This is a genomic window from Oerskovia sp. Root918, assembly GCF_001428945.1.
Lineage (GTDB): Bacteria > Actinomycetota > Actinomycetes > Actinomycetales > Cellulomonadaceae > Oerskovia > Oerskovia enterophila.
Window position 1 is genome coordinate 259,165 of record NZ_LMJG01000012.1, and the last position, 22,905, is coordinate 282,069.

Consider the following 22,905-nt stretch of genomic DNA (forward strand, 5'->3'; position numbering starts at 1 on the left):
GCCGTGCTCTCGGTGCCGAGCAGGCGGTTGGCGTCGTGATGCGTGGGATTTCTGACGCCCATCGCATGCTCGGCAGCCGCCCACCGCATGGTCGACGACCGGGCCGAGACCGGCGGCTGCCGCTGCCACCGGGCCGGTCCGCCGGTGCCGAGCACGAGGTTGCGGTCGCTTTCCCACGGAGAACGACCGCAACCTCGTGGTCGAGGGCGCGGAACCCCGTTCTCGGCGCCGGAGGTCGGGGGCCGGCAGCTCGGTGTCGGTGAACGTCCCGTCGCTGCCCTGATGCCCGTGCGACGCCGGCCGCACCCCTCGTGCTGTCGGGGTGCGGCCGGCGGGACGGGCAGGGGGTCAGACCACGAGCGTGCCCGTCGTCGAGACCGTCGGGCCGTCGGCCGGGATCGCGACGCGCTGCACGCCGCTCTCCACGTTGCCCGAGTGCAGGAGGTAGGACCCCGTGCCGAATGCGCCGTCGGCGAGCTGGAGGCGACCACCCGTGAAGGTGGAGCCCACGGCCGACCATCGATTGATACCTGCGTCTAGCTTCACGTGACCAGTGTCACCCGTCGGCGCGGTGGATCGTGCACCGTCCAGGTTCCAGGTGACCGGCTTGTCCGCCTTCGCCCGGCTCAGGAAGGTGCCGCCCGCGGGCGATCCCTCGAGCCGGGCCCCGTCGCCGACCCGGATGGTCTGCTCGGCGGCGCCCGCCGCGACGACCGCGACGTTGCGCACCACGCCGCCACGGATCGTCAGGTCTCCCGACGCCGTCACGGTGCCCTTGCCCTCGGCGGCCTCGAGCGTGCACTGGTCCAGGACCACCGGCCCCGAGCCCGCGAACGACGCACCCTCCAGCCCGTTCAGCGTCGTGCGGACCAGGTGGACCGGGTTGGTCACGGTGGCCTGCGTGATCGGCGTACCCGGCAGCACGTTGAAGCGCGATCCCTCGATGACGTTGGGACGCTTCGAGCGGCTCGACGCCTGCGAGACGATCAGGGTGTCGTCGGCCTGGCACCCGCGCAGCTGGACGCCGTCGGCGTTGACCCACAGCATGCCCGAGCCCGCGAGTCCCTCCTTGCGGATGACCTGGACGTCCTCGAGCGTCAGGTCGGTGACCTTGACGCGCGCCACGAACCACGAGCACACGTGCTTGCTGACCGTGATGCGCTTGGCCGACGAGCCCCACGCCGCACCCGAGTTCGCGAACGTCATGAGCCCCGAGTTCCCGACGTACGTCAGGTCGTGCTCGTACTGGCCGTGCGTCACGAACGGGCCCTGGTCGTCGCCGTCGCCGTGGCAGTTCTCCACGAGGCCGTACGCCGAGGCGGTCCAGTCGTTGAGGTGGCGGCAGTTCGACGTGTGGCAGTCGGACACGTGCCCGTACAGGCAGTAGATCTGCTGCGTCAGGTAGCCCGCGCCGCCCCACGTGATCGAGGCCGGGTTGGCGAGCGAGCAGCGCGACGTCGTGAAGAACGTCGACCACCGGCGCATGACCAGGGGCCAGAACGTCGCGACCCCGTGCACGTTCTCGACGTCGCAGCTCACCGCGTACTCGAACGCGAGCGGGTGCGATCCCGTGTACTGGTCGCCGCCCGCGACGCCCACGAACGACAGGTTGCGCACGTGCACCTGCTGCACGGGCTCGACCTTGGTCCACGTGAGCGTGCGCCCCGCGGCGAGCTCCCAGCCGTTGAGGTAGTTGACGCGCACGTGCGTCGCGTCGACGATCTGCGTGACCTGGACCTGGAGCTGCAGCTCGCGCTCCCACTTGCCCGCGAGCGCGTTGACCTCGAGCGCGTACCACTCGCCCACGGCGTACTGCGAGGAGTCGGCGACCTCGAAGTCGTCGCGCAGCTCGGGCATGACGGCCGTGAGCTTGTGGGTGCGGACGTCGTCGGTCACGGTGCCGCGGAAGAACAGGACGGCCGCGAACGGGTCGTCCTGCCCGGCCTTCTCGATGCCCTCGGTCGTCATGGTGTGCCCGCCGAAGTCGAGCTCGAGGTGCGAGCGCGTGAACCGGTGGCGGCGCACGAAGTTGAGGTCGGAGTGCGCCTCGATACGGCTCACGGTCGGGTCGTTCACGAGCGCGTCGAGCGCGTCGTCGGCCGGGGTGTCCTTCCCGAACAGCCCGAACCAGCGGAAGTCGGCGGTGCCCGTGTGGAGCGTGTGCCATCGCCCTCGGTTCGTCCCCTTGGCTCCGATGTCCTTCGGCGCGAGCACCGTGCCGCCGTTCGCGGCCGCCTCGCTCTTCGCGTCGTAGCGGACCAGGCGCGCCGCACCGTCACCCGGCGTGGCGTGGCCGAGGAGCTGGACGACCGTCCCGTCGTCGATCTTCTTGGCCTTCCAACCCACGAGCTGGGCGACGGACGTCGCGACGAGGACCTCGTCGTCGGGCTCGTCCTTCTTCATGGGCAGCACGCCCGACGGCGCCGCGGCAGCGGGCGTGCCGGCTGCGGCCGACTGGGTGCCCATCAGGGCGCCGGCAGCCACGAGGCCGCCGATCCCGGCGACGCGTAGCAGGTTGCGGCGCGAAGGGGCCTCGACCGTGGGGCCCTGGAGGGGCGAGGTCGGTGCCGTCGCCGGCCCGTCGGGGGTCTGTCCGGGCGTGAGGAGGTTCGTCATCTGCAGAGGCCTTTCATCAGGGGTGCTTCCGGGTGGGCTGGGAGGGGGAGTGCTCGTGCGGTTCACAGCGCGAGGGAGTCGGTGACGAGGACGTGGTCGCCCTCGGGGAAGCCGGTGCGGTCGACGCCCTGCTCGACGCAGCCGGACTGGAGCACGCGCGTGGCCGGGGCCAGGTCGTACCGGCCGCCGCTGAAGCGCGTCGCGACCGCGGTCAGCGCGTCGGCGCCCGAGGTCAGCGCGACGTGCGCGGTGGTCCCGCTCGTGGCGAGCGTCGCGCCGCGCAGGTCCACCTGGACCGTGCCCGGGCCCGCAGCCCGCGACACCAGGGCGCCTGCCGTCGTCGTGCCGGAGAGCTCCGCCCCGCGGACCGTGAGCCTCTGGTCGCGGACCCCGCTGAGCTGGATGCCCGTGCCGGTGAGCGTCCCGCCGCTGATCGTGACGTCGGCCGACCCGACGAGCGCGGGGGCCGCGGGGGAGGCCTCGTCGGTCGAGCCGACGAACGTGCAGTCGGTGAACGTCACGGGCCCCGCGCCGCGCAGGATCGTGCCGTCGAACCCGGTGAAGCTCGTCCGGACGAAGTGGACCGGGTTCGCGACCGGCGTCTGGTGCAGCACGCTGGCGACCGGCAGCGAGAAGTCGCAGTCCTCGATGACGTTGGGCCGCTTCGACAGGTTCGACCGCTGCGCGACCGCGAAGAACGACGCGGTGCACCCACGCATCTGCACGCCGTCGGCGTTGACCGTGAGGCTGCCCTGCTGGTCGAACGTCGAGCGCGCGACCACGTGCACGTCCTCCAGCGTCAGGTCGGTGATCTTGGTGCTCACCGTGAACCACGAGGCCACGTGTCCCTTGACCGTGATGCGCTTGGCGCTGATGCCCCACTGCGCCCCCGAGTTGGCGATGTCCATGAGGCCGCTGTTGCCCTGGAACACCAGGTCGTGCTCGTACTGGCCGTGCGTCGTGAACGGGTTGCCGCCCTGGTCGTCGCCGTCGCCGTGGCAGTTCTCGACGAGGCAGTAGGCCGAGGCCGTGAGGTCGTTGAGGTGGCGCGCGTTGTGCGAGCGGCAGTCCGCGACGCGTCCGTACAGGCAGTAGATCTGCTGCGTGAGGTAGCCCGCGCCGCCGTAGAAGACCGTGGGCGGGTTCGCGACCGAGCAGCGCTCGGTCGCGAAGAACGTGTTCCAGCGGCGCATGATGACGGGCCACCACGTCCTGGAGCCGTGCACGTCCGAGACGTCGCAGCGCACCGCGAACTCGTACGCGACCGGGTGCGAGCCGCTGAGCTCGCGGTCGTCGGGCAGCTCCCCGTTGAGTGGGCCGTCGTAGGGGCCGGCCCCGACGAACGTCATGTTCCGCACGTGGACCTGCTCGACGGGCACGACCTTGCGCCACTCGAGCACGCGGCCCGGGGCGAGCTCCCAGCCGTTGCGGTAGTTGACGCGCACGTGCGCCGCATCGACGACCTCGGTGACCTGCACGAGCCGCTGGAGCTCGCGCTCGTCGCGCCCGCCGCCCGGCCGGGGGTCGACCTGCACGGTCCACCAGTCGCCGACCGCGAACGCGGTCGAGTCCGCGACCTCGAACACGTCGCGCTGGTCGGGCATGGTCTCGACGAGCGTGCGCTGCTGGGTCACGTCCGTCACGGTCCCCTGGAAGAACATGACGGCGCCGAACGGGTTGTCGTGCGCGTTGCGCTCGATGCCCTCGGTCGTGATCGTCCGGCCGCCGAAGTCGAGCTCGAGGTCGGAGCGCGCGTAGGTGTGGCGGCGCACGAAGTTGAGCTCGGTGTGCCCTTCGATGCGGCTCACGGTCGGGTCGTTCACGAGCGCGTCGAGCGCATCGTCGGCGCTGCCCGTGCGGGCGTCGGCGCCGAAGATCCCGAACCAGCGGAAGTCGGCCGTGCCGGTGTGGAGCGTGTGCCACCGCCCAGGACCCAGCCCGGCCGCACCGAGGTCCTGCGGCGCCAGCACCGTGCCTCCGTTGGGGGTCGCGGTGCTCTTCGCGTCGTAGCGGACGAGGCGTGCGGCGCCGTCGCCGGGGGTCGTGTGGCCCAGGAGCCGGACCACGGTGCCGTGGTCGATCTTCTTGGCGCGCCAGCCGACGAGCTGGGCGACCGACGTCGCGACGGTGAGCTCGTCGTCGGGCTCGCTGTCCTTGCTCAGGCCCAGCGGCGCGGCGAGCGCCGCGGGCGCCGTGCTCGTGGACAGCGCGAACGCGGTCGCGGCCAGCGCGCCCATGCCGGCGACGCGCAGCAGGCCGCGGCGCGAGGGGGCGGTGGTGTCGGAGTCGGGGGAGAGGTGTGGCGCTGCCGCGCTCTCGCGGGCAGTCAGGGGGGTCTTCACGTGGGTCACCCTTCGGACGAGTCGATGAGACGGGTCCGTTCAGGCGTGGCCGACGCGCGGCAACGGGGGAGTGCGGGTGGAGTCCGCCGGGCCGGGGCTGCGGTGACCGGGGACGGGAGTGCGAGGGAACGGTTCAGGCTGTGTGCGGCAGGCCGCGACAGCAGGATGGATGCGCTTCGTTGCGTCCGGATGAATCGGGCATTTCCCGGAGATTAGGCCGGTGCTATAGCAATGTCAAGAGGTTGATGACGAGCCGCCAGGTCCGTCGGGTCCTTCCGGGGCGGGGCGGGGCGGGGTGGGACGCTGCCGGCGGGGTGCCCGCTGCGCCGAGATGCGTCCGACGGGGGTTCGGCGGGGCTCCGCGGCCCCCCTTGGGCGCATCTCGGCGCGCGTCGGGTGGCAAGGTCGGGCGGCGACGTCGGCGCCCCGTGCTTCACAGGTAGTCGCCGGGCCAGTGGAAGCCGGCGGCCGGGCCGCTCGTCGCGGCGCGCAGGGCGTCGATCTCCGCCGCTCCGCGAAGGACCGGTCGCAGCATGCCCGTCGCGTCCGACGTCCTCTCGCGGCCCTCGGTGGCCAGGAGCGCATCGGTGAGGACCGTGGTCGCCGGGGTGCGCGGCAGGCGCACCTCGGCGCGGGTCGCACCGCACACGCGGGCCAGGGCTCGGGTCGCTCGTGCGAGCGCCTCGACCGCCGACGTGTCGTCGGGCCCGACGGCGAGCTCCCGCACGCGCAGCGTCTCGCCCTCGGTCTCCGCGACCAGGTAGCCCGCGATCGTGCCGTCGGGGCGTCGAGCGGTGAGGAGCTCGGCGGCCGAGTACCAGAGGGGGACCCGGTGCTGCCAGTGCTCGGCCGTCCGGCGCGTGGTCACGGGCGCGTCGTGGAACGCGTCGTGGAGGGTCGCGAGGTCCTGCCACGGGAGGTCGGTGCTCCAGGCGGGGAACGTGGTGGGGGTGGCCGAAGCTGCGCGCGCCGCCCGCTCGTGGCGGACCGCGAGCCTGGTCGCGCCCGGCTGCCCGGCCGGGCCCGGCTGCCCGGGGCGAGCGGCGCCGTCGGGCCGGAGCGGACCCGAGACGACAGGGACCTCGAAGACCTCCCAGCCGCTCGGGCGGTAGACGCCCGGCGTCCCCGTGAACAGCAGCGAGGCGTCCATGCCCGCGGCCTCCATGCGCGTGACGGCCTCGGCGAGCGCGAGGCGGACCAGGCCGCGCCCGCGCACGTCGGGCGCCGAGGCGACGTTCGAGACGCCACCCACGGCCAGCGTGGTGGCTGCCCCGTCGGGGCCGGGGAGGCCCATGAGCGTGCGCGGGCTCCAGCAGACCGAGGCGACGACGCGGTCCGGCTCTGCGCCCGTCCCTGGGAGGACGGCGACGATCGTGCGGTCGAGCCGGTCGGCGTCGGTCTCGTAGACCGGGACCATGAGCGGGGCGTCGAACGCCGCAGCCCACAGCGTGTACAGCGACGGGACGTCGGCGGGGGTCGCGGTGCGGAATTCCATGGGGCTCCTCGATGAGCCTGCGGGATGTCGTCGCAGGTGGGGACGGGTGCGCGAGGCGGTCCAGGTTCGACTGGCCCTGTCGGCTTGACGCTTTGCTATAGCAAGAATAGTCTCGCAACCACGTTCTCGAGTGAACGATGCACGGCAACGAAGCACGTGCGAGGTCGGGCTGGACCTCGCACGACGTGTCCATCCCTCGACCGCCACGACCCGCACCGACGCGAGCCGTCCCTTCGCTGCCCCACCCCTGTTGACGGGGTGTGCGCGGCACGCCACAGTGCTCCCATGACGACGACCACCGTCGACGCCGCCTCGCTCCTCGCAGCGACCGAGGCCAGGCGTCGAGCCCAGCGACGCGCCACGTCCCTCCCGCTCACGGGGACGGCCGCAGGGCTCGCCGTCCTCGCCGTGTCCCTCTGGAGCGACCCCTGGAGGTTCTGGCCGGGGATGCTCGTCCCGTCCCTCGTGTACCTCGTGTTGTGGGTCGTCGCCGCGCGTCGCACGAGGCGTGGACCGGCATGGGTGACCGAGGGCAAGGACCGGTACGGCGTGGTCCTGCTCGTGCTCGTCCTGCTGGCGTACTTTTCGGGTCCGATGATGCTCCGGTTCGCCGGTCCTGCCTTCGCGCTGGGCATCGGGCTGCTCCTGCTCGACGGTCGCACCGGGAACCCGTTGCTCCGGGGCCCGGGGATCGCGCTGGTCGTGACGAGCCCGATCGTCGCGCTCGTCCTGTACCGCGCACAGGGACCGCTGCTCCTGGTGCTCGCGGTCGGGTGCGGTGCGCTCGCCCTCGTAGCGTCCCGGCGCGAGGCCGCGCTGCTGTCGGAGCGCGCGTGAACGAGCTCGGCATCCGCACGGTCATGGAACCGACCGACCCCGGGACGCTGGCGTACCGCGACGAGTGGACCGTCGACGGCGAGACGCTCACCCGGCTCGTCGATCGAGTGTCCCTTGCGGAGGGACCGGGAGGGCTCGCGGCCCCGCTGGTCGACCTGAGCCCGTTCCTGCCGGCCACCGCGTCGGAGTACCTCGACGCGCTGCTCGGCGGCGGAGCCCCCGACGACGTGAGCGTCTTCGCCGACGGTCGTGTCCCGCTGCTCGTCTGCCCGGTGTGCGCGGACCTCGGGTGCGGCGCGGTGAGTGCGCGGCTCGTGATCGGTCAGGGTGTCGTCGAGTGGCGCGACCTCGGCTGGCAGGTCCCGGGCGACCGTGCCGACGAGGGGGTCGAGGACGTGCCGTTCACCCCGCCCGTGCACCTGGTCTTCGCGCGTGACGCGTACGAAGCGCTGGTCGGCCGGCTGCTGCTCCGCTACCTGCAGGCCTGACCCCGCACAGCCCGTCGCGTCAGCGCGCGGCCTCGACGGCCCCGGCCACGGCCCCAGCCACCGGAGCAGGGCCGGCCTCTGCCTCGCCCTCCTCGGTGTGGCTCTCGAGCCGCGCCGCAGCCTCACCGATGTGCTCGGCCATGACAGTCCGCGCCCGCTCGGGGTCGCCGCTCGCGATCGCGTCGATGATGAGGTTGTGCGTCTCGGCGTGCGCGACGCGCGCCTCGGGGTCCAGGGCCACGTTCGCGGCGCGCAGGAAGCCTGTGATCCGGGAACGGAGCTGGGACGTGATGGTCATGAGCATGCGGTGGTCGGCGAGCTCCCAGAGCTGCTCGTGGAAGCGTCGGTCGAGCTCGAACACGCGGGCCGAGCTGCCGCGCTCGGCCGCGTCGACCATCTGCTGCACGGTCTTGCGCAGGCGGGCCTCGGTCTTGGCGTCCCACTCGGCCTGCACGCGCACGACGACGAACTGCTCGAGCAGGGTGCGCAGGCTCGAGATCTCCTCGAGGTCGCGGCTCGTGAGCGCGGCGACGCGCGCCCCGCGGTGGGGGAGGCGTTCGACGAGCCCTTCCTCGGTGAGGCGGGTGAGGGCCTCGCGCACGGGGATGTGGCTCGTGCCGAGGCGTTCGGCGAGCTTGCGCTCGACGAGTCGGGACCCGGGCGCGAGGTCGCCGCTGAAGATGGCCTCTCGCAGCTCGACGGTCACGCGGTCGGCGACGTTCAGGTCGGGCACGCTCTTGAGCGCCATGGGTTCTCCGTAGTGTTCTGCGGTCCGATCCGGGAGGTGCCCCGAAGGATAGCGGTCGGCGAACCGGGCCCGGCTGCTCGCCCGCGGTGCGTGGTCGGGGCGAGGTCTGCGCGGGGCGCACCGTTGTGCCACCATCGAGGCGAAGGGCCACCGGACGGCTTGCCCCCTCACTACATGCTATAGCATTCGAGGGTTCACGCACAGGCTCGAGGAGGATCCATGGTGTCCCTGCACGACCAGGTGAAGGTGCCTGGTTTCCGCGGTCTGGCAGGTGTCGCACGCCGCGACGTGACGCCACCGGTGGGCATCCGCGCCCGCAACTGGGGTCCGGCCGACTGGAACGCCTCCCGGGGCACCCACCGCGCGATGACCCTCACCGCGATCGCCCTCGCCGAGGACCAGGCGCCCGGCTCGGGCGTCTCGCCCGCGCACCGCACGCCCGACGGCGCCGCTCACCCCGCGCAGGTCGGCACGCCCGACGGCGCCGCTCACCCCGAGCGCACCGGCGCGCCCCGGACCGACCCTCTGGTCATGATCACCGTGGACGCCACGTGGTGGCGCCGCGTCGACGACGAGCGCGGCGTCCGGGACGCGGTCCTCGCGGGCCTCGACCTGCCGCCCGAGCGGCTGCTCATCTCGCTGTCCCACACCCACGCGGGCCCGGTGCTGTGCAGCCACGACGCCGACCTCGAGGGCGGCGAGCTCGTCCCCGCCTACCTCGAGCACCTCGCGGCGCAGGCCGTCGACGCGGGCCGCGAGGCCGTGGCCACGCTCGCCCCCGCGACGCTCGAGTGGACCACGGGGCGCTGCGCGCTCGCGGCCGACCGCGAGCTGATCCTCGGCGCGGGCGGGTCGCACGGCGAGCCCGTTGACACGGGGCCCGCCGCGTCCGGTGCCGCGACGTCCGCCGGTTCCGGCGCCACCGTGGACGTCACCGAGGACTTCGGGCTTCCCGTGATCGGGTTCAACCCGTCGGTCCCGCGCGCCGCCACGGACGACACGGTCGTGATCGGCCGGCTCAGCCGGGTCGAGCCACACACCGCGGACGACCACCCTGCACCGACCGGGCACGACCACCCGCCGTCGACCGCCGACGCGAGCCGCTGCCCCGCCTGCGCGGCCGCCCGCGAGCCCCTGCCGAACACGACGCCTCTCGCGACGATCGTCAACTACGCGTGCCATCCCACGACGCTCGCGTGGCAGAACACCCTGGTCTCCCCGGACTACGTGGGCGCGATGCGCGACCTCGTCGAGGAGTCGACCGGGGCCCCCGTCGCGTTCTTCCAGGGCGCCTCGGGCGAGCTGGCCCCGCGCGAGCAGTACACGGGGGACGTGGCGGTCGCCGACCGGCACGGTCTCTCGCTCGGGCACGCGGTCCTCGCGGCGCTCGCCGAGCTGCCGCCGCCCGGCACGGCCCTCGAGCTCACGCACGTCGTGCAGTCCGGAGCACCGCTGGGCATGTGGGAGCCGCGCCCCGTCGAGGGCTCGCGCGTCCTGCGCGCGGTGAGCGACGCCGTCGTGCTGGACCTGCGCGACCTGCCGAGCCTCGCGCAGATGGAGGCCGAGTGGGCCGACATCGACCCGCGCAGCCGCGACGAGCGGCTGCGCCGCGCGCGCAACCTGCGCGACGGCTACGTGACCGGCCCGACCGTCGAGCACCCCACGTGGGTGTGGCAGATCGGCGACGGGTTCCTCGTCGCGCACCCGGGCGAGGCGTACTCGCGCTTCCAGCGCACGGTCCGCGAGCACGCGGGCGACCATCCCGTGGTCGTCGCGAACCTGACCAACGGCCCGGGCTTCGTCTACCTGCCGACCGACCAGGCCTACGTGCGCGGCGCCTACCAGGCGTGGCAGTCGCCGCTCGCGCCCGGTTCGCTCGCGCGGCTCGAGCAGCACGCGAACCACCTCATCGACACCCTGGCGGCGACGACGCCGGCACCAGCGCAGACTTCCACGGAGGACCAGTGAGCATCCCCAGCACCACGACCACGTCCGGCACCCCGGCCGGCACCCCGCTCCGCACCGCGATCGTCACGGGCGGCGCGGCCGGCATCGGCCGACAGATCGCCGAGCGGCTCGCGTCCGACGGCTACCGCGTGGTGTGCGCGGACGTCGTCCAGCACGACCTGCCTGCGCTCGACCTCGTGGCCCTGCCCGCCGAGCCGAGCCTGGTCTGGATGCCCCTCGACGTCACCGACCACGCGGCCGTGGGGGCGGCGTTCGACGCGGTCGCCGCCGCGACGGGCAGCATCGACGTCCTGGTCAACAACGCCGGGATCCAGCGCCACCGCGGCATCGAGGACCTGAGCTGGGACGAGTGGAAGGCCGTGGTCGACGTCAACCTGCACGGCGTCTTCACCTGCCTCCAGGCCGCGGGCCGGCACATGCTCGCCGCGGGCCGCGGCGCGATCGTCAACATCTCGTCGGTCTCGGCGCGCGGCTCCGCGGGCCGGGCCCCGTACTCGACGACCAAGGCGGCCGTGATCGGCCTGACCTCGACCGCGGGGGCCGAGTGGGCCGCGCGCGGGGTACGGGTCAACGCGGTCGCGCCCGGGTACATCGACACGGGCGTCTTCCGCCAGGGCGTCGCGGCCGGGACGCTCAAGGAGGAGACGATCCTCGCGCGCATCCCCGCGGGCCGCCTCGCCGACGCCTCGGAGATCGCGAACGCCGTGAGCTGGCTCGTGTCCGACCAGTCGCAGTACGTGATCGGCCAGACCATCTACGTCGACGGCGGGTTCATCATCGACTACGGCGTCCCGCTCGCGAAGAAGCCGGAATGACGAGCCGAGCCATGAGCCGGGGCGGGTTCGCGCGCATCACCGACGTCCGCACGTCGACGACCGTCGTCGCCCTGCCGCAGCCCTTGCAGCTCGGGGCCATGACGGTCACGCGCCGCGAGTACGTGGGGGTCCAGGTGCGTGCGGTGCTGCCCGACGGCGCCGAGGTCACGGGTGTCTCCTACGCCCTGACGCGCGAGGCGCCCATGGCCGAGATCGTCGAGCGCCTCGTCGCACCGCACGTCGTGGGCCGCGACCTCCCGGTCGACGACCCGGCCGCAGGGGTGCGCGCGGCGTGGGACGCCGCGCTGCGCGGATCGGCGATCGTGGGGCGCGTGGGCCTGGTCCGCCGGGCGATCGGGCTGGTCGACGTCGCCCTGTGGGACGTCGCGGGCAAGGTCGCAGGAGTCCCGGTGTGGCGGCTCCTGGACTCCGGCCCGGTCGTGCCCGCGGCCCGCCCGGCGATCCTGGTCGCGGCCTACCCGACCCCCGGTCGCACGGCGCGCGACGTCGCCGACGAGGTGCTCGACCGCGCCCGCGAGGGCTGGCCGCTGCTCAAGATCTCCCGTTCTCCCGACCGCGACCTCATGCGCGGCCTGCTCGCGATCCTGCGCGACGAGCTGCCAGGAGCGACGGGCCGGGAGACGGAGGCGGGCCGCAGCGGCGTCGTCGTGGACGTCGGCTTCGGCTGGCGTGACGCGGACGACGCGCTCGCCGACCTGGACGCGTGGGGGATCGGCGGTCCCGCAGGGGCCGGAGCGCCTGCGCTCGCCTGGCTCGAGGACCCCGTGCTGCCCGAGGACGCCGACGGCGCAGCGCGCATCCGTGAGGTCACGGGACTGCCGCTCGCGATCGGCGACGAGGTCACGGACCCTGAGGTCTTCGCGCGGCTCGCTGCGCTCGGCGCGCTCGACGTGGCGCGCGTGGACGTGGTCGGGATCGGTGGCATCACCGCCGCCGACCCCCTGGTCCGGTCCTGGCAGGACGCGGGGCTCGTGACGTCGAGCCACGTGTACCCCGAGGTCAGCGTCCACCTGGGAGGCGCAGCGGGGATCGGGGTCGAGACGTTCGAGCGCTCGCCGCAGGGCAACCCCTACGACCCGGCGCCGCTGCTCGTCGAGGGCGGGCCGACGTTCTCGGACGGCACGGCGCTGCCGCCCGAGGCCCCCGGCCTGGGTTTCACGCTCTCGCCCGCGTACTTCACGTTCGAGACCGAGCCCTCGCGGCCGAGCATGCGGTTGGCGTCCGGAACGGGCCCCGGAACGACGACAACCGCATGCTCGACCGACGACAACCGCATGCTCGGCGACCAGGAGGACCGATGACCGACCCGACGAGCACGCCCCGGGCGGGCTCCGCCGTCGGGCACGACGACGAGCGAGGACCGGTGTCCGCCCAGAACCCGACCGGACAAGCCTCCGTGCCAGGACCAGCCGCGACCCGCAGCGTCGTGGTGACCGGGAGCGGCAAGGGCATCGGCCGGGCCATCGCGGCGCGGCTGACCGCGGACGGCTGGGCCGTCGTCGGGCTCGAGCGGACCCCCGGCTCGGGGACCGTCGCGGAAGGGATCTGCGCGGCCGTCGTGCTCGCGGACTCGCGCGACCGCGAGGCGCACCGCGAAGCCGCGCGCGTCGCCCGGACCCTCGCGCCGCTCGCGGGTTGGGTCAACAACGCGGGCATCACCCAGACCACGCCGCTGCACGCGATGGGCGACCCCGGACGTGCCGAGGCGATCGAGCGCACGGCGCGCGACGTCGTCGAGATCAACGGGCTGGGCTACCTGTGGGGGGCCGCCGCGGCGGTCGAGGCGTTCACCGACCAGGTGAGCGGCGGGTCGATCGTCAACGTCGGGTCCATCCACGGGCGGTCCTCGTTCGTCGACCACGCGGCCTACGAGCTGACCAAGGGCGGGATCGACGCCCTCGCGCGCAGCGTCGCGGTGACGTACGGGCGCTACGGCATCCGGGCCAACACGGTCGCGCCCGGCGGGGTCCGCACGCCGCACCTCGACGCGCAGATCGCGAACGCCGCCGACCCGGCGGCCGAGGAGCGCGGGCTCGCCGAGGGCCCGCCGCTCGGGCGCATCGCCGAGTCGTCGGAGATCGCGGCCGTGGTCGCGTTCCTGCTGTCGGACGAGTCGTCCTACGTGTCCGGGCAGTCGATCGCGGCCGACGGCGCCTGGACCGCGTCGTTCGGCACGCTGCCGCACGACGCAGAGCTCGACGCGCGGTACGGGCTGGGGTGAGTCGACCGGGAGGACCCTGACGACCCGGCTGCCTTGGCGATACATCATCTTCTGGATTCAGGTTTCCGTGTACTGTCCTGTCCATGGAGACCGTCACCCTCACGCACACCGCGGCGCTCGCGCGGCTCGGGCACGCACTGTCCGACGAGACGCGCACGCGCATCCTGCTGACCCTGCGTGAAGCGCCCGCGTACCCCTCGGACCTGGCCGACGCCCTGGGCGTCTCGCGCCAGGTCATGTCGAACCAGCTCGCGTGCCTGCGCGGGTGCGGGCTCGTCGAGGCGATCCCCGACGGCCGACGCACCTGGTACCGGCTCGCCGACAGCCACCTCGCGCCCGCGCTCGACGACCTGCTCCGGCTCGTCGTCACGGTCGACCCGACGTGCTGCTCGCCCGACGGGTGCACCTGCTCATGACCGGCATGACGACCTCCGCCCACGAGGTGCACGGGCAGGGCATCGCACCCGCCCGCAGGGCCCTCCTCGAGCGTCGCGTGCGCTGGATCGTCACGGCGACCATCGCCTACAACGTGGTCGAGGCGGTCGTCGCGATCACGGCCGGTCGCCTCGCGTCCTCGGCCGCGCTCGTGGGCTTCGGCCTCGACTCGGTCGTCGAGGTGCTGTCGGCCGCAGCCGTCGCATGGCAGTTCGCGGCCCCCGACCCGCACCGTCGCGAGCGCACCGCGATGCGCCTCATCGCGGTGTCGTTCTTCGGTCTCGCGCTGTTCGTCAGCGTCGACGCCGTGCGCACGCTGCTCGGGGCATCCGATCCTGACCACTCGACCGTCGGGATCGTGCTCGCGGCCGTGAGCCTCGTGATCATGCCGTTCCTCTCCTGGTTCGAGCGGCGCACGGGACGCGAGCTGGGCTCGGCCTCGGCCGTCGCGGACTCGCGCCAGACGCTCCTGTGCACCTACCTCTCGGCCGTGCTGCTCGTGGGCCTGCTGCTCAACACCACGCTGGGCTGGACGTGGGCCGACCCGGTCGCGGCCCTCGTCATCGCGGCCGTCGCGATCAAGGAAGGCGTCGAGGCCTGGCGCGGCGACGCGTGCTGCTCGCCCGTCGCGGCGCTGCACGCCGAGGGAGAGGGGGCTCCGTCGTCGGGCACGGACGCGCGTGCCGCGGGCGGCGCGACGCCCGACCGCGACGGGTGCTCGTGCTGCGCCGACTGACGCCGGTCTCCGATGGCGGCCTCGGGCAAGCGCACCTACGGTCGAGGAGGACCCGCGCCCGGACCGGGACGGCGTCCTCCGAGAACCGACGACGACGGAACGAGGCTTGTGGTGGCAACACTGACGGTGTGGAAGTTCGAGACTCCTGAAGGCGCACAGCAGGCGGAGGACGCGCTGCTGGGGCTGCAGAAGCAGGAGCTCATCCAGGTGCAGGACGCGGCGATCGTGTCGTGGGAAGAGGGCAAGAAGAAGCCCAAGACGCACCAGTCCAACAACACGACGGGCATCGGTGCGCTCGGCGGCGCGTTCTGGGGCCTGCTGTTCGGGATCATCTTCTTCATCCCGCTCATCGGCGTCGCGATCGGTGCTGCCTCGGGCGCACTGGCCGGCTCGCTGACCGACGTGGGCATCGACGACGACTTCATCGACTCGGTGCGGTCCAAGGTCACGCCGGGCACGTCGGCGCTGTTCGTCATGACGTCGGGGGCTGTCATGGACCGGGTCCACGAGGCGCTCCAGGCGCAGGGCATCCACGGCGAGCTCATCCAGACGAACCTGTCGGCCGACGAGGAGGCCAAGCTCCGCGCGGCCTTCGACGACGCGGTCTGAGAACCTCCGCACGCGCGAGACGCACGGCCCCGGTCCTTCACGGACCGGGGCCGTCGTCGTGCCCGGCGAGGCGGCCCGACCCACACGCAACCTGCACCGGCGAGGACCCGTCGGCGCACCCGATGAGGCGTAGCGTCGAACTATGCCTGGCAACGAGACGCACGGACCGGCTGCACCAGGGCGCGGCGGGGGACAGGGCGCGCTCACGACGCTGCCGGAGGACGTCGAACGCTCGTTCGCGGAGCGTGAGGACGACGCGGCGGCACGCGACTGGGACAACGAGGGCGGGCACGAGCGAGGGCACGTCGGCGAGAACGCGCACGCGCGCGGCCGCGACCCCGAGCAGCCACCCGACCCCGACGCCCTCCGGCTGACCGGTGTCCTGGCGACCGCTCTGCCCCCGGAGCTGGGGACGGCGCGTGAGCCGGTCGCCTACACCGTCCCTGCGGTGTTCTCGCGCCGCGTCACGCGCGAGGAGCAGGACGCGATCGAGAGCGACGACGTCCGACGACGCCTCGCCGACGCGGGATACGAGGGCGTCGAGCTGACCGTCTCGGACCGTCGCCTGCTGATCGGCCACACGAGCCTCGCCGTGCTCCGGAGTGGCCTCGCCCGCGAGATCGCCGGCGTCCTGCGTGATGTCAGCCGGGACCTCGTCGCCGAGCACGACCGCCTGGCCGCGGAGGTCGCGGACCTGCAGCGAGAAGAGGATCGACGCGCCGGTGCCGTCCTCGTGGAGGCGGACGAGATCCGCTTCGAGTGACCCCGGAGCGATGAGGACCCCATGGACGTGGCGCCGACAGACCTCCCGAGGGCGCGGCCCGTCGTGCTTCGGGTGACGAACGAGTACTCCACCCTGGCCCGGCTCGTCCGTGAGACCGGGCTGCTCCGACGGCGGTACGGCTACTACTGGACGCGGCTCGTCCTGGCGCTGCTCGCCTTCGCCGGGATCTGGGTCGCGGTCGCCCTCGTCGGGAACTCGTGGTGGCAGCTCGTCGTCGCCGCGGCCATGGCCGTGGTCGTCACGCAGATCGCCTTCCTGGGCCACGACAGCGCGCACCGGCAGATCTTCCGTTCGCGCGGGTGGAACGACTGGACGGCCCGGGTCCTCGCGGGCGGGTTCGTCGGCCTGAGCTACGGCTGGTGGCGCACCAAGCACGAGCGCCACCACTCGGCCCCCAACCAGGAGGGCGAGGACCCCGACATCTCGCCCGGAGTCATCTCGTTCACCCCCGCTGCCCTGGCGGCGAGGACGGGGTGGCGCGCGTGGCTCGCCCACCACCAGGGGTGGTTCTTCTTCCCGCTGCTGACGCTCGAGGGGCTGAACCTGCACGTCGCGAGCGTGCGGACCGTGCTGCGCAAGGACGCCGTACCGCATCGAGGGGTCGAGGCGCCGCTCGTCCTGGGGAGGCTGGCGGTCTACGTGGGTGTGCTGTTCGTGCTGCTGCCACCGGGCAAGGCCGCCGCCTTCCTGGGGGTGCAGCTCGCGCTGTTCGGCGTGCTGCTCGGCGGGTCGTTCGCCCCGAACCACAAGGGCATGCCGATCGTGCCGCACGACATGACGCTCGACTTCCTGCGGCGCCAGGTGCTCATGTCGCGCAACGTGCGCGGCGGGTACGCGGTCGACGCCGTGATGGGTGGGCTGAACTACCAGATCGAGCACCACCTGTTCCCGAGCATGCCCCGGCCCAACCTCAAGAAGGTCCAGCCGATCGTGCGCACCTACTGCGAGGTCGCGGGCGTGCCCTACACCGAGGTGGGTCTGTTCCGGTCCTACGGGATCGTGGTGAGCTACCTCAACCACGTGGGCCTGCGCGCCCAGGAGCCGTTCACGTGCCCGCTGACGGCGTCGCTCGGGAGGTAGTGCTCACCGGACAGAGCGAAGCCCGGTCGATCAAGGGGGGTGACCGACCGGGCTCCGCGTTCGTGGGGGCGTCAGGCCTTGAGCATGCTCGCCCGGGTGATGACACCGTCGAGGACCTCGAAGGTGGCGATGGTCTCGCCCGACCCGTTCGAGGTCGTCACGATCTCGCGTGCGACCACCCATCGTTCACCGTACGTCACCGAGGCATCGATTGTGCAGTGCACATCTCCGGTCGCAAGGCGGGGACCGTAGAAGGCGCGCAGCGCGTCCTTGCCGACGATCGGCGCGGGCGTGACGCCGACGACCACGGTGTCCTGCGCGTAGGTCGCGAGGAACCGCTCGAGGTCGTGCGCGTTGAACGCGGCGACCTGCTCGGTGACCACGGCGTGGGCCGTCTCGCTCGGGGGTGCGGTGCGCTCGGTCATGCGGTGCTCGTCTCGTCGTAGGTCGTCGGGTGGTGGCCGGGTCGTGCCGGGTCAGTCGATCCGGACGCCGCCGTTGATGTCGTACGTGGCTCCCGTGACGAACCCGGCCCGTGGGGAGGCGAGCGACGCGATGACCCACGCGACGTCGTCGGGCGTGCCGAACCTGCCGAGCGGGATCGAGGACGTCAGGGCCGCGCGACCCACGTCGTCGAGCTGGCTCGTGATGTTGCTCGTGACGGGGCCGGGCGTGACCGCGTTGGCGCGGATCCCCTCGGCGGCCAGGAGGCGCGCGAAGCTGCGCGTGATCGCGAGGAGCGCACCCTTGCTCGCGGCGTAGTGCACCCCGGTCTTGAGCGCGCCCTGCTGGCCCGCGATCGAGGCCACGTTGACGATGCTGCGGTCGACGGGAGGCTCGCCCTCGGGGGCTGCGGCGGCCCGCAGGAGAGGGAGCGCCGCGCGGGAGAGGACGAACGTGCCGCGCGCGTTGGTCTCCATGACGGCGTCCCACTCGTCGAGCTCGATGTCGTCGAGCGCGCGGTACGGGCACATGCCGCCGTTGTTGACCAGGACGTGGAGCATGCCCCACTGCCGGTCGACCCGCGTGACGAGCTTCTCGACCGACGCGACGTCGCGCAGGTCGAGGCGCGAGACGTGGCACGTCGCGCCGAGCTCGGTCGCGAGGTCCGCGGTCGTGCGCGCCCCGAGCTCGTCGTGGGCGTAGGTGAGCCAGAGGTCGTATCCGTCACGGGCGAGCTGGAGGGCGGTCGCGGAACCGATCCCGGAGCTGGCGCCCGTGATCAGCGCAAGTCGTCGAGCCATGGGCCAAACGCTATAGCAAATTGTGGGGAGCGCAAGCACCTGTCCATGCACGCTGGCTCCGGGTTGCTAGATGCTATAGCATTTCCGCTCATGAACCCCGACACCGTCGTCATCACCGACTGCGACCTCCCGGGCACCGCCTGCGAAGACACCGTCACGGCCGCCGGCCTCGGTGTCGTGCGCGGGGCGGCCCGGACCGAGGACGCCGTCATCGACCTCGTCCGCGACGCCGCGGCCGCAGGCGCGAGCCCGTCCGCCCTGGTCGTCCAGTGGGCGCCCCTGACCGCCCGAGTCCTCGACGAGATCGAGGGCGTCCGCTTCATCAGCCGCATGGGCATCGGCTACGACATGGTCGACGTCGCCGCCGCGACCGAGCGCGGGATCGCCGTCGCGAACACCCCGACCTACTGCATCGAGGAGGTCGCGTCCCACACGGTCGCGATGGTCCTCGGGCTGAGCCGAGGGCTGGTCGGCTACGACCGTGCCGTGCGCAGCGGGGTCTGGGCAGCGACCGCCCCGCGCCCCATGGCCGCGCGACTGTCCGCGACCACGGTCTCGGTCATCGGCTACGGCCGGATCGGCTCGCTCGTGGCGCGCAGCTGCGCGGCGCTCGGCTACCGCGTCCTGGTCCACGACCCGTTCGTGCCCGACGTCGACGTCGCCGCGGCCGGCTACCTGCCGGTCTCGCGCGAGCAGGCCATCGCCGAGGCCGACGTGCTGAGCCTGCACGCCCCGCTCAGCGAGGCCACGCGGCACCTGCTCGACGCGTCGTCGATCGCGACCATGAAGCCGGGCGCCGTCGTGGTCAACACGTGCCGTGGCCCCCTGATCGACGAGGAGGCGCTGGCCGACGCGCTCGAGGGGGGCCACCTGGGGGCTGCGGCGCTCGACGTGTTCTCGCACGAGCCGCTGCCCGCGGACTCACGCCTGCGCACGCTCGACCAGGTGCTGCTGAGCCCGCACGCCGCCTGGTTCTCGCCCGAGGCCATGGCCGACCTGCCCGTGCACACCGCGCAGAACGCGATCGAGTTCCTCGCGGGCCGTCCCGTCGGCTCGATCGTCAACCCGGACTACGCGCGCGCCCTGGCACGCTGACGTCCTGTTCATCCCTGAAGACGACCTCCTGGAGCACCCCGTGCAGCACGTGCAGCTCATGCGCCTCGGCCTCCCCGGCCACGAACGTCCCGTCGTCCGCACCGCGGACGGCACCACCTACTCGCTCGACTCCTTGACCCGCGACGTCGACGGCGAGTTCCTCGCGGCCGACGGGATCGCGCGCACCCGGGCCGCCCTCGAGGCGGGCGAGCTGCCCGTGGTCGTCGACGCCGACGCGCTGCGGGTCGGGGCCCCGGTCGCCCGGCCCACGGCCGTGGTGTGCATCGGCATGAACTACGCCGCGCACGCGGCGGAGTCCGGCTCCGAGCCGCCGACCGTCCCGATCATCTTCTGGAAGCACTCCAACACCGTGGTCGGCCCCGACGACGACGTGCTGCTGCCCCCAGGGGCCCAGAAGGTCGACTGGGAGGTCGAGCTCGCGGTCGTCATCGGGAAGAAGGCCCGCTACCTCGCCTCGCCCGCGGAGTCCGCGGCGCACGTCGCCGGGTACACGGTGTCCAACGACGTGTCCGAGCGCGACTACCAGATGACCGTCTCGGGCGGTCAGTGGTCCAAGGGCAAGAGCTGCGAGACCTTCAACCCGATGGGTCCCGCGCTCGTCCCGGCCGACCAGGTCGACGCCACGAACCTTCGCCTGCGCTCGTGGGTCAACGGGGAGGTCCGCCAGGACTCGTCGACGGTCGACATGATCTTCGACGTCGACTTCCTCGTGTGGCACCTGTCGCAGTACATGGTGCTCGAGCCGGGGGACGTCATCAACACCGGGACGCCGCAGGGGGTCGCGCTCTCGGGCCGCTTCCCCTACCTGGTCGACGGCGACGTCATGGCCGTCGAGATCGAGGGCCTGGGCCGCTGCGAGCAGAAGGTCCGCGACGCGGTCGTGTGACGACCTGAGGGTCGGCCGGGCGTCCGTCACCGGTCGCCCGGGCGTGCTCTGCGCTCGTGAGGCGGGAGAGGTGCCGGCGTCCACCGGCACCTCTCCCGCCTCGCTGCGCAGGGCGCCGCGTGCCTACCCCGCGAAGGGCAGGACCGGCAGGCCCTCGACCCCGGGCACCACGCGGAACACCGACCCCGCGTCGAGCTCGGGCTCGAAGGGCTCGCCGATCATGAGCCGCGAGGTGGTGATGTACAGCTCGTCGAGGCCCGCGCCGCCGAACGTGCACGCCGTGACGTGCGAGGCGGGCAGCTCGACGACCTCGGTCAACGAGCCGTCCGGGGCGTAGCGGCGCACCGCGCTGCCGCCCCACAGCGCGACCCACACGCCGCCCTCGGCGTCGACCGTGAGCCCGTCGGGCAGCCCGTCCTCGCGCGGGATCTCGACCAGTGCCCGACGGTTCGCGAGCGGCTCGTCCGCGCCCGGGTCGTAGTCGAACACGTCGACGCGGCACGTGAGCGTGTCCACGTAGTACGCGAGCGTCCCGTCGGGGGAGAAGCCCAGCCCGTTCGAGCACGTGACGCCCGACAGCACGAGGCGAGCGGCGCCGTCGGGCTCGACGCGGTACAGGGCGCCCGCGCCCGCGCGGTCGTCGAACGGCATGGACCCCGCGTAGAACGCGCCGTCCGGGGTCGCCGAGCCGTCGTTGAGGCGGACCGTCGGGTCGCTCCACAGCTCGGGGAAGGGGCGCACGGGGGAGTCGGGGGACTCGTCGTCCACGAGCGCGAGCCCACGCTCCAGCCCGACGACGTAGCCTCCCCGGGAGCGAGGGCGCACCATGGTCGCGTAGTCGCCCACGTGGCGGCGGGCCACCGTGGCGTCGGGCTGGAGGGTCAGGAGGTCGCCGGCCATCATGTCGACGAACCGCAGCCCGCCCCAGGTCGGGGACCACACGGGCCCCTCGCCGTGGTGGGCGACGGGACCGGTGATGTTCTCGGCACGCATGGGGCTATTGTCCCGGACCCGGGAACCGGTGCAGGACGGCCTGCGTCGGCTCCTGCGCCAGAGCCGTCGGACGGTGCCGTGAACCGAGCGCGGCGACGTACCCGGGGACGGGTGTGGTCGACCCGGGCGGGTCCGCTCGGCAGCGCACCGGTGCTCTGCCCAGGGGCGTCGGGAGTAGCCTTGAGCCCATGACAACGCGCAACTGGTGGTGGCTGCCCTCGCAGCCGTGACCAGTCGTGTCCCCGAGCTGCCCTGCGTGCAGCCCGGGTCGGCCCTCCGTCGCCTCCGGCGAGCGAGGGCGGCTCCTGAACCAAGGAGCACCATGACCCTCACCACCGCGGCCCACGCCGCAGCCACGACCCCTGCCCAGGGGACCCGTCCGTCCGAGGCGGGCTCCGCCGTCGGGACCCTCGACGCGGCGCGCGCCCGCAGCCTCGAGGTCGAGGCGCGGATCGCCGCGAACCCCGCGGAGTTCCGCGTCCTGACGGGCGAGCGACCGACGGGCGCGCTGCACATCGGGCACTACTTCGGGACCATCGCGAACCGCGTGCGGCTCCAGCAGGCAGGCGTCGAGGTCTTCCTGATCCTCGCCGACTACCAGGTCATCACCGACCGCGACGAGGCCGGAGACCTGCGCGGGACCGTGCGCGAGATCCTGCTCGACTACCTGGCGGCCGGGATCGACCCTGACCGGACCACGGTCTTCGCGCACAGCGCCGTCCCCGCGCTCAACCAGCTCCTGCTGCCGTTCCTGAGCCTCGTGAGCGTCGCCGAGCTCGACCGCAACCCGACCGTCAAGGCCGAGACCGCGGCCACGGGCGGTCGGGCCATGAGCGGGCTCATGCTGACCTACCCCGTGCACCAGGCCGCCGACATCCTGTTCTGCCACGGCAACCTGGTGCCCGTGGGGCAGGACCAGCTGCCGCACCTCGAGATGACGCGTACCGTCGCGCGCCGCTTCAACCAGCGGTACGCCGCCGCGAACCCGTACTTCCCCGAGCCCGACGCGCTGCTCGCGCCCTCGCCCACGATCCTCGGGACCGACGGGACCAAGATGAGCAAGAGCCGCGGGAACACGCTGCCGCTCGGGGCGAGCGAGGACGAGACGGCCCGGTGGGTCAAGCGGGCCAAGACCGACGCGGAGCGGGTCATCACCTACGAGCCCGACGCCCGGCCCGAGGTCGCCAACCTCCTGACGATCGCGTCGCTGTGCACGGGGCGCTCCCCCGAGCAGATCGCCGACGAGATCGGGTCCGCGGGGGCCGGGAGGCTCAAGGCGCTCGTGACCGAGGCGCTCGTCGAGCACCTGCGCCCGATCCGCGCGCGGCGTGCGGCGCTCGCGGCGGGCGACGGACCCGACGTGCTCGACATCCTCGCGCGCGGCAACGCGCGGGCCAACGAGATCGCCGACCGCACGCTCGAGGACGTGCGCGGGCTCATGGGCATGGTCTACCGCTGACGGGTCCCCACC

21 protein-coding genes are annotated in these 22,905 nt (G+C 73.0%); 14 read left to right on the top strand and 7 right to left on the bottom strand.

All coding sequences use genetic code 11. The annotated features are described in order from the left end of the window. Positions 1–348 precede the first annotated feature (348 nt). The 3 genes from ASE27_RS10605 to ASE27_RS10615 form a co-directional block, all read right to left on the bottom strand. Positions 349–2,616: a peptidase C14 gene (locus ASE27_RS10605; RefSeq protein ID WP_235535412.1), complete on the bottom strand. Its 2,268-nt coding sequence runs from the start codon at positions 2,614–2,616 to the stop codon at positions 349–351. A 62-nt stretch (positions 2,617–2,678) separates the two neighbouring features. Beyond that, positions 2,679–4,958, bottom strand: coding sequence for a peptidase C14 (locus tag ASE27_RS10610; RefSeq protein ID WP_235535413.1), 2,280 nt, complete (start codon positions 4,956–4,958; stop codon positions 2,679–2,681). A gap of 433 nt (positions 4,959–5,391) precedes the next feature. After that, the gene (locus ASE27_RS10615; RefSeq protein WP_056649617.1) at positions 5,392–6,453 is read right to left on the bottom strand and encodes a GNAT family N-acetyltransferase; all 1,062 of its coding nucleotides are present in this window, start codon (positions 6,451–6,453) and stop codon (positions 5,392–5,394) included. A 285-nt stretch (positions 6,454–6,738) separates the two neighbouring features. On the opposite strand from ASE27_RS10615, the gene ASE27_RS10620 reads away from it, so the two are divergent. After that, positions 6,739–7,290 (top strand): hypothetical protein, encoded by a 552-nt coding sequence (locus ASE27_RS10620; RefSeq protein WP_056649620.1) that lies wholly within the window; start codon positions 6,739–6,741, stop codon positions 7,288–7,290. After that, positions 7,287–7,778, top strand: a complete 492-nt coding sequence (locus ASE27_RS10625) for a hypothetical protein (RefSeq protein ID WP_056649623.1) — start codon at positions 7,287–7,289, stop codon at positions 7,776–7,778. Before ASE27_RS10620 ends, ASE27_RS10625 begins: the two co-directional genes overlap by 4 nt. A gap of 19 nt (positions 7,779–7,797) precedes the next feature. Here the strand turns inward: ASE27_RS10625 and ASE27_RS10630 are convergent, their stop codons facing one another. Then, positions 7,798–8,526, bottom strand: coding sequence for a GntR family transcriptional regulator (locus ASE27_RS10630; RefSeq protein WP_082608794.1), 729 nt, complete (start codon positions 8,524–8,526; stop codon positions 7,798–7,800). A 219-nt stretch (positions 8,527–8,745) separates the two neighbouring features. On the opposite strand from ASE27_RS10630, the gene ASE27_RS10635 reads away from it, so the two are divergent. From ASE27_RS10635 to ASE27_RS10675, 9 genes are all read left to right on the top strand, one after another. Continuing rightward, on the top strand, positions 8,746–10,494 hold the full coding sequence (locus tag ASE27_RS10635) for a hypothetical protein (RefSeq protein WP_056649626.1): 1,749 nt from the start codon (positions 8,746–8,748) through the stop codon (positions 10,492–10,494). After that, positions 10,491–11,309 (top strand): SDR family NAD(P)-dependent oxidoreductase, encoded by an 819-nt coding sequence (locus ASE27_RS10640; protein WP_235535414.1) that lies wholly within the window; start codon positions 10,491–10,493, stop codon positions 11,307–11,309. The genes ASE27_RS10635 and ASE27_RS10640 overlap by 4 nt, the downstream gene beginning before the upstream one ends. Further along, positions 11,306–12,631, top strand: a complete 1,326-nt coding sequence (locus ASE27_RS10645) for an enolase C-terminal domain-like protein (protein ID WP_235534321.1) — start codon at positions 11,306–11,308, stop codon at positions 12,629–12,631. The genes ASE27_RS10640 and ASE27_RS10645 overlap by 4 nt, the downstream gene beginning before the upstream one ends. Next, on the top strand, positions 12,628–13,551 hold the full coding sequence (locus ASE27_RS10650) for an SDR family NAD(P)-dependent oxidoreductase (RefSeq protein ID WP_082608796.1): 924 nt from the start codon (positions 12,628–12,630) through the stop codon (positions 13,549–13,551). The genes ASE27_RS10645 and ASE27_RS10650 overlap by 4 nt, the downstream gene beginning before the upstream one ends. Positions 13,552–13,634: 83 nt before the next feature. Then, on the top strand, positions 13,635–13,967 hold the full coding sequence (locus ASE27_RS10655; RefSeq protein WP_056649628.1) for a helix-turn-helix transcriptional regulator: 333 nt from the start codon (positions 13,635–13,637) through the stop codon (positions 13,965–13,967). Between the two features lie 5 nt (positions 13,968–13,972). Continuing rightward, complete coding sequence (locus tag ASE27_RS10660) at positions 13,973–14,722, top strand: cation transporter (protein WP_056649997.1); 750 nt, start codon at positions 13,973–13,975, stop codon at positions 14,720–14,722. Positions 14,723–14,833: 111 nt separating this feature from the next. Continuing rightward, the gene (locus tag ASE27_RS10665) at positions 14,834–15,331 is read left to right on the top strand and encodes a DUF1269 domain-containing protein (RefSeq protein ID WP_056650000.1); all 498 of its coding nucleotides are present in this window, start codon (positions 14,834–14,836) and stop codon (positions 15,329–15,331) included. Between the two features lie 142 nt (positions 15,332–15,473). Then, positions 15,474–16,094, top strand: a complete 621-nt coding sequence (locus ASE27_RS10670; RefSeq protein ID WP_056649633.1) for a hypothetical protein — start codon at positions 15,474–15,476, stop codon at positions 16,092–16,094. Between the two features lie 72 nt (positions 16,095–16,166). Beyond that, on the top strand, positions 16,167–17,195 hold the full coding sequence (locus ASE27_RS10675) for an acyl-CoA desaturase (RefSeq protein WP_235535415.1): 1,029 nt from the start codon (positions 16,167–16,169) through the stop codon (positions 17,193–17,195). Between the two features lie 71 nt (positions 17,196–17,266). Here the strand turns inward: ASE27_RS10675 and ASE27_RS10680 are convergent, their stop codons facing one another. Continuing rightward, on the bottom strand, positions 17,267–17,620 hold the full coding sequence (locus ASE27_RS10680; RefSeq protein WP_056649638.1) for a nuclear transport factor 2 family protein: 354 nt from the start codon (positions 17,618–17,620) through the stop codon (positions 17,267–17,269). 51 nt (positions 17,621–17,671) lie between these two features. Next, complete coding sequence (locus tag ASE27_RS10685) at positions 17,672–18,439, bottom strand: SDR family NAD(P)-dependent oxidoreductase (protein ID WP_056649641.1); 768 nt, start codon at positions 18,437–18,439, stop codon at positions 17,672–17,674. Between the two features lie 90 nt (positions 18,440–18,529). On the opposite strand from ASE27_RS10685, the gene ASE27_RS10690 reads away from it, so the two are divergent. Continuing rightward, on the top strand, positions 18,530–19,534 hold the full coding sequence (locus ASE27_RS10690) for a C-terminal binding protein (RefSeq protein WP_056649645.1): 1,005 nt from the start codon (positions 18,530–18,532) through the stop codon (positions 19,532–19,534). Between the two features lie 49 nt (positions 19,535–19,583). Then, a complete protein-coding gene (locus ASE27_RS10695) occupies positions 19,584–20,441 on the top strand; it encodes a fumarylacetoacetate hydrolase family protein (protein WP_056650003.1) in 858 nt (285 codons plus the stop codon). A gap of 123 nt (positions 20,442–20,564) precedes the next feature. Here ASE27_RS10695 and ASE27_RS10700 read toward each other — a convergent pair whose 3' ends face one another. Beyond that, entirely contained in the window at positions 20,565–21,434 is an 870-nt protein-coding gene (locus ASE27_RS10700; RefSeq protein ID WP_056649648.1) for an SMP-30/gluconolactonase/LRE family protein, read from the bottom strand. 322 nt (positions 21,435–21,756) lie between these two features. Here ASE27_RS10700 and trpS point away from each other — a divergent pair, with 322 nt between their 5' ends. Continuing rightward, a complete protein-coding gene (trpS, locus tag ASE27_RS10705; RefSeq protein ID WP_056649650.1) occupies positions 21,757–22,893 on the top strand; it encodes a tryptophan--tRNA ligase in 1,137 nt (378 codons plus the stop codon). Positions 22,894–22,905 lie beyond the last annotated feature (12 nt).